We start from the raw sequence: 11678 nt of genomic DNA on the forward strand, positions 1-11678 counted from the left end.
ACAGCCGAGAATCAGTCTCGAATCGCTTCGTTCGAATCGACCATCGCGACGTTGTCGCTCGAGGTCCAGGCGGTCGAGCCGTCGGCGAAGCCGAGCTCGACCCAGCCGTCGCGCTTGTCCTCGACGGGAAGCAGCACGCCCGGCACGAGCACCGTGTCGATGCTGGCGAGCCCGGCGTGTTCGCTGGGGCCTTCGCGAAGCTGCGTGCCGTCGGCGACCACCACGGCCGGGTGGACGTCGTTGACCACGTAGTCGCGCGCGACCCATCCGCCCACGACAAGCACGATCGCCAACGCCGAAATCGAAGCGATGGCCAGCCCCGCGTCGCGCAGGGCGACGTTCGAGGAGCGTCGGCGAGCGAGGCTGCCCAGCAGCAGAAGCCAGGTGAAGCCGACGAGCAGCCAGGGGAAGAAGTGCGGCGAGACGCTCGTGGCCAGCCTCCACCAAAAGAGCCCCTCGGAGGTCGTGTTTTCGCGCACGGTCCCGGAGGCTCGCTCGATTTGGCTCAGGCGGACGATCTGGTGGACGAGGTCGCGGTTCTTCTCGATCTTCTCGTCGCCCGGATCGTGGAGCGCGGCGCGCTCGAGGGCGAGGCGGGCCAGTCCGTAGTCGCCGGTGTGGGCCAGCGCGGTGCCCAGGTTGTAGAGGACATCGGGGGCGTGCGGATGAGCCGCGTTGACCTCGCCCCAAAAGTCAGCAGCCTGCTCCCATTGGTTCTGTTGCTGGGCTTGGACGGCGCGCTCCACGAGCTTCGTCTCGTCGCCCTGGGCGACGGCGTCCGCGGGGGCGAGCATGCCCGCCGCGCCGACGGACAACGCCAGGAGTACGGCGGCGGCCGACTGGGCGGACCATTTCTTGGCGCGGCGCTCGCCCTCGAGTTCGCGCAGGCACGCTTCGCACTCGTCGCGAAGCTCGTCGGCGCGCGCGGCCTTGGCGGTCTGGTCGGGCGAGTAGCGCGCCTCGTCGAGGCCGCGCAGAAGCTCGCCCACACGCTCGGCGAGGGCCGACGAGACGCCCAAGCCCTCGAGGTGCTCGGGGAGTGTCGACTCGGAGACGGCGCCGGCGCGCACGCCGGCTCGGTCGGTCACATAGATCGTCACCGCCGCGCGCACCCCGTCGAGCTTGTCGGCGGGCGGCTTTTTGTCGGCTTCGGCGAGCTTCGCCAGCGCGGTCTTGTAGGGGTTGGCGCGTTTTCTTTTGGAGCGCTGCTTCGAGGCGAGCTTCGAGAGCGGTCCGGCGAGCCACAGCGCCAGTACGCCCAGGCCGGGCAGGGCGAGCAAGGCCCAGAAGAGCGGATTGCGCGACAGCGGTTCCTTGGAGCTGGTGAGCGCGACGTCGGCGCGGGGCGCGTCGAGCTTGGCCACCAACGCTTCGAGCACGTCGGCTTCTTCGCGCTTGTCGTCCGGCTCGGGGGTCGGAGGCGCCTGGTGGTCGAGGGCCAGCGAGCCGCCCCTGATTTCGATTTCGATGGGCTGGGTGTCGATGGTCTCGTACTTCTCCTGCTTCGGGTCGAAGTAGGAGAACTCGAGGCTCGGAATGGTCAGCGTGCCCTCGCGAGTGGGCACGAGGGTGTACTCGACGGTCTTCGTGCCGCCGACGATGCCGCGGTCGATGCTGCGATCGAGCTTCTCGTCGGTGCCGGCGACGCGCGCGCCCTCGATGGCGGGCAACTCGGGCAGGGCGGTGCGCCTGATCTGGCCGTCGCCGCGCACGGTCACGCGAATCCTGAGCGGTTGGCCCATCTTGGCGCGCGTGCGGTCGGTCGTCACCTCGAAGCGCCATTGCCCGATATTGCCCTCGTAGAACGAGTCGGGGGCGTCGGGAGGTAGAGGCTGGACGTCGAGTTCGATGGCCTCCGACTCGAGGCGCGAATGGCCCGGCTGGCGCAAGAAGCCGCGCACGCGGACGTCGACTTCGAGCGGCTCGATACGTGTGGTGCCGGCGCGCAGCGGGAAGAGGGCGTAGGCGCGAAGGTTCGCGCGCTCCATGACCTTTCCGTTGATGCGAAGCGTCTGGCGCCGCCCCGAGAACTGCTCGCTGAGGTCCTCGATCCAGAAGTCGTCGAGGCTCGGCTCGTCGGGCGGGGCGGGCTCGACGTTGGCGCGGAACGCCTGCGCGTACAGGTAGTAGGCCAGCGTGACCTGCTCGCCGACGTACGGCTTGTGGGTCGGCTCGAGTTCGTGGTCGATAAAGGCGACCCGATCTTCTTCTTTCTCTCGAGGGTTTCGCTGAGGCTGTTGCTTTGGCCCTTTGCCGCGCTGGTGCACTTGGACGGTGACCGGACGGAGGTCGAGGGGCTTCCCGTTCACCCTGATGACGGGCGGCTCGATGGTGTGCTTGCCGGGGGTGAGCGCGCGAACCTTGAAGGTGTAGCTGAGCACGTTGAACATCTTGCCCCCCTGGACCACCGGATGGGTGGTGCCGGAGGTGCCCAGCAATTGGAAGGCGCGGCCGAGCTTGGGCCGCCCGAGCAGACGCACGCGTTGGTTGCCCTCGACTTGAGCGTTGACGTTGTAGTCGAAGAGCTGGCCGACCTCGACCTCGCGCGGGGAGACCGAGGTGCGAACGTCGGTCTGCGCGAAGGCGAGCGAGGGGAGGGCGACTAGTGCGATCAGAACGAGCAGCGTCGCCGCTTGGACGAGGGGCCGGAGCGACGAGGCTTTGGGGGTGTTCATGTTCGGGTGCCGGATGCTCATCGGCTCACCAATCCTTCTCGATGTAGCGCTTGGGCATATCCTCGAGCGCCTTTTTCATCTGGAAGTTGTCGTCGGTCTCTTCGAGCGCGCGCAGGATATCCTCGGTGCGACGTTTCTCGGGGTCCTGTTCCTCGGGCTTCGGACGCTGCGCCTTGTCTTGCTGGTCCTTCTTTTCGTCTTTCTTCTCGTCCTTTTTCCCGTCTTTCGGCTCGTCCTTCTTCTTCTCTTGCTCGTCCTGCTTCTCTTGTTGGTCTTTCTTTTCGTCGTTGCTCTTATTTTCCTCGTTCTCTTCTTTGTCTTCTTTCTCTTTATCTTTGTCGTCTTGGTTCTGCTGATTCTGGTCGTTCTGGTTTTGATTCTGATTCTGCGGGTTGAGCTGCGTCAGGTGGTAGTAGGTCTGCGCGCCCTCGACGCGAAGCAAGAGTTGCTCTTTGTCCTTGTTTTCGTAGCGCACCACGCGGTCGACGCCCGGCGCCTTTTGCTGAGCCGGCTTCTGCTGAGCGGGCTTCTGGGCCTGCTGCTTGTCGACCGTCGGGCCAAACGACGGCATCTTGGCCGCGCCGGGGATGTCGCCGGCCGCGACGATCTGGTCGCCCGACAGGCTCATCAAGTCGAGCTTGGGCGGCTCGGCGTTCTCGGGTTGGTCGTCGGCCGCGCCGGTCGACTCGTCGTGGATGGCGGTCAGGCCCCAGGCGACTTCGGTGTCGTCGTCGCCCGACTTGCTGCCTTGGCCTTGCTGTCCCTGCGCTTGGCCGGGCTGACCGGGCGCTTGCCCGGCCTGCGCTTGCGGCGCCGGTAGCTTGAAGAAGTCGCGGTCGGTGTCGCACAGCCTCAAATAGCGGTGCGTCTGCGCCTGCGGGTCGAGCGGCGCGGCCTGCTGGGCGGTGTCGTTCTCCTCGTAGCGGTCGTCGCCGACCACGCACGGGGCGTATTTGTATTGGCTCAGGTGATAGGGGCCTTGCTCGTCGTCGGTCGCGCCCGTGACGTGCACCAACAGGGTGCCGGGCTCCATGACGTTTTGGACGCCGGCGGTCAGGTAGGCGCCGTCCTGGCGGCCCTTGGCGACCACCTCGCCGGTCTCTTTGCGCACGATCTCGACGGCGAGCTTCGGCGGGCGCTCGCGCTCGCGGTCGGGCTGGGCCTGCAGGTCGACGAAGAGCGTGTCGCCGAGCTCCATGTCGACGGCGAACCAATCGTCGTCGCCCGGGCAGGTGTGCAGCTTGTTGTTGGTCTTGTCGAGCGCGCGCCGTGTCGGCGGTGTCGTTCTCCTCGAAGTCGTCCTCGAGGGCGTGACACGGCGGGATGGCGGTGATCTTGAAGTCGTAGGCGAACTCGCGCCCGTCGGCCGCCGAGACCTTCATGAGCAGCGGGCCGTTCCCGCCTCCGCCCCTGTTGGCTCCGACCATATCGGGCGTGACCGTAAACTTTTGGATGCTGCGCGTGGCGCTCTTCGTGTCGGGGTCGAAGTCGTCGGGCGAGCCCTGGTCGACGGCCAGCACCTGCTCGCCGCTCGCGTCGAAGACGGCGAGTTGCAGGTCTTGGGGGCGCGGCAAGAAGACGTGCTCGGGGTCGGGCTCGTCGCGCAACACCGAGAAATTCGCCTCGATGGCCACGCTCGTGCCCACGGTGACCGGAATCGCGTACCAATCCTCGTCGAGGCCGCATAGCGCCAGCGCCTCCTGCTCGAGCTTGTCGAGCTGGGCCGGCGTCTTCGAGCCGTCGTTCTCCTCGAGCTTGTCTTCGAGCTCGGAGCAGGGCGGAAAGAGTTTGCGGAAGACGACCTCGAGGTTGTGGCGCGCCTGCTCGATGCGCTCCTTGTTCTCCGGGCGCGACGTGTCGATCTCGACCCGAAGCGCCTCCTTGTAGGTCTCGTAGGCTTCCTTCCACTCTTCTTGTTTGGAAAGCGCCGCGCCCAGGTTGAACAGCACGTCGAAGCGAAGCTCGGGATCCTTCGTCGCCAGCGCCCGCGCGAAGGTTTGACGCGCATCGTCGAACTCTTCGGAGCCGAGCAGGGCGATGCCCAGATCGTAGTGGAGCTCGGGGCTCGCGGGGACCTCGGTCTCGGCCTCGCGGTACTTCTCGAGCGCTTCTTTGTACTTGTCCTCGGCGACGAGCGCGTTGCCCTCGTCGACCGAGTCGACCGTGTCGCGGAAGGCGTCCTCGCAGCCGGTGGCGCCCGTCGCGCTGACGACGAGCACGAGCAGCACGAGCATCACCGAGCTCGAAGGGGCGCCCTTGGGGCGGCGTCGGCGCTCGCCGAGGCCGAAAGCGACGAGCAACAACAGCAGCGCCGGGGCGAGGAAGTACATGTACCGGTCTTTGTAGCGCTTGCGCAGCATCGTCTCGAGCTCGCTCTTCTCGAGCGAGTCGATGTACTTGTCGATGCCGTTGACCACCGAGTGCTCGCCCGTGTAGCGCAGGTAGGTGCCGCCGGTCTCCTCGGCGATCTCTTGGAGTGTGCTCTCGTCGAGCTTGGTGTAGACGAGCTCACCTTTTTGGTCGCGCTTGTAGCCTTTGAGGCGGCCGTCTTCCCCGTGGATGGGGATGCGGCTGCCGTCGGGGCTTCCCATGCCCACGGTGACCACGTGAATGCCGTGCTCGCGCGCCTTCTCTGCGGCCTCCATGGGCGACGACTCGTGGTCCTCGCCGTCGGTGATGAGCACGATGACCTGGTTTTTGGCCCGGCCGTCGTCGTCTTCGTCGTCGGGGGCTTTCTCTTCGAGTTGACCGTCGAGCTTCTTGCCGGTGAGCAACTCGGCGCTGTCGAGGATGGCCTGGCCAACGGACGTGCCGCCGATGGGCATCTGACCCGCCTCGAGCTTGTCCAAGTAGAAGCGAATCGCGCCGTAATCGGTCGTCAGCGGCGACTGCGCGAAGCTGATCGCCGTGAAGACGACCAGGCCCACGCGGTCGCCTGACAGGGTCTTCAGGGTCGTCTCGATCTCGTCTTTGGCGGCCTGCAGCCGGCTCGGCGGGATATCCTGGGCGCGCATGCTATTCGACAGGTCGAGCGCGAAGACCAGGTCGACACCGAAGCGCTTGATCGTGCGGTCGTCCTGGCCCCACTGGGGCTGGGCGGCGGCGACGCAAAGCAGCGCCACGGCCACCATCACGAGCACGCCGCGGGCGATCTGGCGGCGGTTGGAGTGACGCGCGGCCATCGCCTGGATGAGATGGTTGTGCCCGATCTTGTCCTGCAGGCGGCGCTTCCACCAAAAGTAGCCCGCCAGCGCCAAGATCATCGGCACCAAGAGCAGCAACAGATACAGGTTGTCGGGTCGGGCGAAGTGCATGGCGTGTTCACGGAAACTTGCGAAGCAGTGTGTACCGAAGGGTCATCTGCGCGGCGAGCAGCACCAGCGCCCAGATGACGAACGGGCGGAACAGCTCTTGTTTGTCGACGTTGGAGGCGTCCTTGATGCGCGTGCGCTCGAAGCGGTCCAGGATCGTGTGGATGCGCTCTTCGAGACCTTTGGCGTCGGTGGCCCGATAGAACTCGCCGTCGGTCTTGTCGGCGATCTTCTCGAGCAGCTCCGGGTTGATCGGGAACTTCTGCTGTCGATACGTGTTTTTGACCCCGAAGAAGCTCGGCACCCGCACGGGCACCAGCGTGGGGCCGTCTTTGCCCACCAGAATGGGGAAGACTTTGACGTCGAGGTCTTTGGCGATCTGGGCGGCCTGCATCGGCGAGATATTACCGCCGCGCCGGTCGCCGTCGGTGATCAGGATCAAGATCTTGGTCTTGGTGTCGCTGTCCTTGAGCCCGGCGACCGCGCGGCCCACCGCGTTGCCGATGGCGGTGCCGCCCGGGTCGATGTCGCCCAGCTTGAGCCGGTCGAGCATCCCGTCGATGGTGTTGTAATCGAGGGTGAGCGGGAACTGCAAAAAGGCGTTCTTGGCGAACACGACCATGCCGATGCGGTCGTATTTGCGCGAGCCGATAAACTCCTGGAGCACGTCGACGGCCGACTCGAAGCGACTCTTGGGCTTGTCGCCGCGCGCCTCCATCGCCTCGACCTCGGACATGTCTTTGTCGATGGCCTGCATCGAGCCCGACATGTCGAGGGCGAGGTAGATGTCGATGCCCTCGACCTCGACCTCTTCGGCCTCGACGGCCTGCGGGCGGGCCAGCGCGACGACCATCAGCGTGATGGCGATGAGCACGAGCAGGTCGGGCACCGGCTCGAGATAGCGCCGCCAGCCGCGGTTGAGCTTCTTGAAGGTCGCCGCCCGCGAGAACACGAAGGTGCCGACATTCTTGCGGCGAAAACGCGGCATAAAACGCCACGCCGCCAAGAGCGGGACGACCAGGAGGAGGGCCAACACCCACGGGTACGCGAATTCGAGGCTCATGCTTCGCCTCCGTCGGATGTATTCGGCGTTTTCGCAGTGTTCTGGTCAGGACGTCCGTTGTCTTCGTCTTCTAGAGTTTTGACGTCCTCGGAGCGTCCGTTGTCCTCGTCTTCGACGGGTTTGGAGTCGTCCGAACGGTCGCCGATCTCGCCTTCCCAGGTTTTGATCTCGCGTGATCGTCGGGTGTTTTCGGCTCCCACGTTCGGATTCTGCGAGATCTTCTCTCGATCCGGCGATTCCGGCTGCGAAGCGGCGAGATCATCCGATGATCTCGACTTCTCATCCTCCGAATCCGGTTGTCGGGGCTCGATCTCGGCGTCCCGTTTCTCAGATTCCGAGGGCGGCGGCTGTTCTAGTGATTCCGATTCTGGCAATTCCGATTCTGGCGATCCCGATTCTTCGGACTCGGCCTCGCCGTCGGGGGCCTCGTCTCTCGGGCGGGTCAACTCGACGATCGAGAAGCCTCGCCGGAGCGCCTGCTCGGCGCGCTCGCGCGCCGGGATGACGCCGCTGAACTTGATCAGGTCGCAGTGGAGCAGCCATTCGCGCACGTCTTCGTGCGACAGGCCCGCCGGCCACTCGACGCGCTCGAGGTGGTCGAGGATCTCGGTGGTGGTCAGCTCGGTGCCTCGGAACCCGTAGCGGCGCCCCAAGTACTCGCGCACCGCCTCGGACATGCGCACGTAGTAGAGCATGTACTCGCCGCGATCGAGCAGGTCGTCGGTGGTCAGGGCGCTGAGCTTTTCGAGGGCCACGATATGCGCCGGGCGCGGCGGCGGGCCGACCTCTTCTTCGCGGCGACGCGCGAACACAAACGTCAGCCCGGCGGCCAGAAGCGCGGTGAGCAGGCCGCCGCCCACCCAGGCGAGCGTGTAGTCGTCGGTCCACACGGCCACGGGGGCGCGGTGCGGCTTCATGTCCGGGGTTTTGTCGGCCGGAAGCACCGACACGACCTTGGCCTCGATGGGCTCGGTGGCCAATTGGGTCGAGGCGCCCTCGGAGGTCATCACGGTGACCGGAAACGAGGGCAGGGTGGTCGAGCCGGGCCGAAAGATCTGGAAGTCGAGGGTCAGCGTGGTCTTGTCGGCGCCCGCGGCGTCGCCCTTGACGGTGTCGCGACGGGTGTCGGCGAGCTCCCAGCGCGGGTTGCCGAAGGCGTCGGGCAGGTGGACGCTGGCCCCGGCGGGGTGCTCGACGTCGAGCTGCAGCTCGAGGCGTTGGCCGACGCGTGCTTGTTCGGGGGCTTCGAAGCGCTGGGTGAGCTTGGCGTCGACCGCGTCGGGCGTGTCCGACTCGCCCGCGGCCTCCGGGTTGGTCTTGGCGGCCACCGGCGCGCCGGCGTCGGGCTCGGCGGAGGTCGGCGCCGCGCCCAGCGCGAGCAGCGCGACCGCGCAGGTTGCCAATAACGTGTGTCCCAATCGTGTGCGTAACATCATCGCATCAGTACCGTTTGGAGCGGGTCCGAAAGTACTGCACCAGAGGCTCGATGTGGCTGGCGTCGGTGCGAATCGGGATATGGTCGACTTTGTGCTTGCGGAAGGTGCGCACGAGCTGCTTCTTGCGCCGCAGCGCCTCGCTTCGAAACTCCGAGCGCACCCGTTTGGACGAGGTGTCGACGGTGAAGATCTCGCCGGTCTCCGGGTCCTCGAAGGGCACCAGCCCCATGTCCGGAAGCTCGGTCTCCATCGGGTCCTCGAGGACCAGCGGGATGATCTCGTGGCGCCGGTTGGCGATGCTCAGGCTCGTCTCGAAGTCGGTGTCCTGAAAGTCGCTGATCACGAAGGTCAGCGCGCGCTTGCTGGTGATCCGACTCAGGTACTCGAGCGCGGCGGGGATGTCGGTGCCGCTGCGCTCGGGGGTGAAGTCGAGGATCTCGGTGATCACGCGCAGCACGTGCTTTCGGCCCTTCTTGGGCGGGATAAACGCCTCGATCTGGTCGGTGAACGTGATCAGGCCGACGCGGTCGTTGTTCTTGATGGCGCTAAAGGCGATGAGCGCGGCGAGCTCGGCGGCCGTCTCCTGCTTGCGCCGGTTGTAGGTGCCGAAGGTCTGGCTGCCGGAGGCGTCGACCAGAAGCAGCACGGTCAGCTCGCGCTCCTCGACGAACTGCTTGATATACAGGTCGTTCATCCGCGCCGACACGTTCCAGTCGATGACGCGAATATCGTCACCGGGCTGGTACTCGCGCACGTCGGTAAAGTCCATCCCGCGCCCTTTGAAGACGCTCTGGTACTGACCGGCGAGCTGGTCGTTGACCGCGCGGCGGGCGACCAGCTCGAGGTGCTTGACGGCTTTGATGAGTTCTTTTCGTAACATGAACTCCACTGCGTCAGACTGAGAGCGAACAAGTAAAAGAGCGAAAGAGCAAAAGAGCAAAAGCGACTCGCTTTCTTCTGGTTTTCGTTGGTCGACTCATCTGCTGTTTAGCTCTTTAGCTCTTTAGCTCATTAGCTCATTAGCTCATTTGCTGCTTCACGGGACTTCGATGGTCTCCAGAATCTGCTCGATGACTCGCTCGGAGGTGTACTCTTCGGCCTCGGCGGCAAACGTCAAGATGACGCGGTGGCGCAAGACGTCGTAGGCGATGGCCTTGATGTCCTCGGGGGTGACGTAGCCGCGGCGCCTGATGAACGCGTGGGCCTTGGCGGCCAGGTTCAGGTAGATAGTCGCGCGCGGGCTGGCGCCGAACTCGATGAAGTCCTTGAGCTCGCCCAGGCCGTGCTCCTCGGGGTTACGCGTGGCGAAGATGATGTCGACGATATAATCCTTGAGCTTGTCGTCGATGTAGATCTCGCGCACCGCCTTTTGCGACGCCAGAATCTGCTCGGGGGTGGCGACCGCCTCGAGCGCCTCGGGCATGGTGCGCTCGGTGACGCGGTCCATGATGAGCCGCTCCTCTTCGCGGGTCGGGTAGCCCACCCGGATCATGAGCATGAAGCGGTCGACCTGCGCCTCGGGCAAGGGGTAGGTGCCCTCTTGCTCGATGGGGTTTTGGGTCGCCAGCACCAAAAAGGGCGGCGGCATCTTGTAGGACGTCTCGCCGATGGTGACCTGGTGTTCCTGCATCGCCTCGAGCAGCGCCGACTGCACCTTGGCTGGCGCGCGGTTGATCTCGTCGGCCAGGAGCACGTTGGTGAACACGGGGCCCTTACGTGGGACGAACTCGCGGGTCTGCTGGTCGTAGATCATCGTGCCGATGAGGTCGGCCGGCAGCAGGTCGGGGGTGAACTGGATGCGCTGGAAGTCGAGGTCGACACACTGCGACAGCGACTTGACCGTCAGCGTCTTCGCCAGGCCGGGCACGCCCTCGAGAAGGACGTGGCCGCCGGTGAGCAGACCAATCAGGAGTCGCTCGACCATGTACTTTTGGCCGACGACCACGCGCTCGAGTTCGTGACGCATATCGTCGACGAACGCGCTGCGCTCGCGAATCATCTCATTCAAATGTCCGACTTCGGTTGTCATTTTTCGCTTCGTTCGAACGTCCGAGGTTAGTTTCGAGCGGTCGAGTGATCGACCGTCATCGTATGTTCTTGGTTCTTGGTTCTTGGTCCTTGCGAGTTGGACATCTCTGCCGGGCAGCTACGGTATCGAGTTAAACGGCAGTGGTTGCCAAAAATCATCCGCTAGCGACCGAGCTTCCAACGCCGAACTTCAAGAACCAAAAACCAAGAACCAAGAACGCGTCGATTTGCCACTGGTGTTCAACGCGTCGACACCTTGCAGGGACCGATCGCCATCGAGAGTCGCCGTTAAATGCCGTCCAGAGTCGAGGTAGCCAGATCGTCCGCGCGCTCGTTGAGCGGGTGGCCGGCGTGGCCTTTGACCTTGATGAGTTTGACGTCGTCGAATTCGCTCAACAGATCGCGGATCCCTAAGATCAATTCACGGTTCGCCTTCGCCTTCCATCCCTTGGTGAGCACGCCGATGGAGTAGGAGCTGTCGGTGTAGATGCGCACCGGGCGGCTCTTGTCCTCGACGTTCTCCAGGGCGACCTTGATGGCGGTCAGCTCGGCGATGTTGTTGGTCCCGGTGCCCAGGTACTGGTTGATCTCGCGGTAGCTGTCGCCGTCGCGCATCAGCAGCCCGTAGCCACAGGGGCCCGGGTTCCCGCTGCAGGCGCCATCGGTGTAGACCTCGACGACACCGTCCTCCGGGGGAGGATAGGAGATCAACTCGTCGGGAACCTCCGTCGACACCTTCGCAGCTTCGGTAGGTTGTATTTGATGTTGGGTCGCTTTTGTTCCCGTCGATTTCTTCGATCCGGAACTCTTTTTGCTCTTTTTGCCGGCCTTACTCGGCTGGGGCTTGCCGTCTTCGTCGAGCGGGCCGGAGACATTGCGCACGCCGGCGCGGTAGACCTTGGCGTCTTCGCCGGGGCTGTACTTCATCTGCACGCGCCCGCCGTCGACGACGAGTTCACCGTCTTCGTCGACTTCGACATAAACCTTGCTGCCCTTGAAATATCTACGATCCCACGGCACGAGCCGCCTCCAGAGTTGATGCAACGTTGTCTTGTCCGCTGGGAGCCATAGCACAATCGATCCCGAAATGTGTAGCCCTCGCGCACCAGCGCAGGGGGCGCCGATCGCTTGGAATATGCACGCCCACACAGGTGTTCCACCTGTG

Annotated in this window: 8 protein-coding genes; all 8 read right to left on the reverse strand. The window is 64.7% G+C overall.

The genetic code is table 11. The features are described from left to right. Nucleotides 1-11: 11 nt before the first annotated feature. Complete coding sequence (locus FIV42_RS26200) at nt 12-2696, reverse strand: BatD family protein (RefSeq protein ID WP_141200551.1); 2685 nt, start codon at nt 2694-2696, stop codon at nt 12-14. A 4-nt stretch (nt 2697-2700) separates the two neighbouring features. Beyond that, complete coding sequence (locus tag FIV42_RS30430) at nt 2701-3117, reverse strand: hypothetical protein (RefSeq protein ID WP_168210962.1); 417 nt, start codon at nt 3115-3117, stop codon at nt 2701-2703. Further along, nucleotides 3005-5989 carry a VWA domain-containing protein gene (locus tag FIV42_RS26205; protein WP_141200552.1) on the reverse strand — a complete coding sequence of 995 codons (2985 nt, stop codon included), beginning with the start codon at nt 5987-5989 and terminating at the stop codon, nt 3005-3007. The genes FIV42_RS30430 and FIV42_RS26205 overlap by 113 nt, the downstream gene beginning before the upstream one ends. Nucleotides 5990-5996: 7 nt before the next feature. Continuing rightward, nucleotides 5997-7049, reverse strand: coding sequence for a VWA domain-containing protein (locus FIV42_RS26210; RefSeq protein WP_141200553.1), 1053 nt, complete (start codon nt 7047-7049; stop codon nt 5997-5999). Continuing rightward, the gene (locus FIV42_RS26215) at nt 7046-8482 is read right to left on the reverse strand and encodes a hypothetical protein (RefSeq protein WP_141200554.1); all 1437 of its coding nucleotides are present in this window, start codon (nt 8480-8482) and stop codon (nt 7046-7048) included. The genes FIV42_RS26210 and FIV42_RS26215 overlap by 4 nt, the downstream gene beginning before the upstream one ends. Before the next feature lie 7 nt (nt 8483-8489). After that, complete coding sequence (locus FIV42_RS26220; RefSeq protein WP_141200555.1) at nt 8490-9365, reverse strand: DUF58 domain-containing protein; 876 nt, start codon at nt 9363-9365, stop codon at nt 8490-8492. A gap of 156 nt (nt 9366-9521) precedes the next feature. Next, entirely contained in the window at nt 9522-10514 is a 993-nt protein-coding gene (locus FIV42_RS26225; RefSeq protein ID WP_141200556.1) for an AAA family ATPase, read from the reverse strand. A gap of 287 nt (nt 10515-10801) precedes the next feature. Further along, entirely contained in the window at nt 10802-11533 is a 732-nt protein-coding gene (locus FIV42_RS26230) for a ribonuclease HI (protein WP_141200557.1), read from the reverse strand. Nucleotides 11534-11678: the final 145 nt, after the last annotated feature.

The sequence above is a fragment of the Persicimonas caeni genome (genome assembly GCF_006517175.1).
GTDB classification, from domain to species: Bacteria; Myxococcota_A; Bradymonadia; order Bradymonadales; family Bradymonadaceae; genus Persicimonas; species Persicimonas caeni.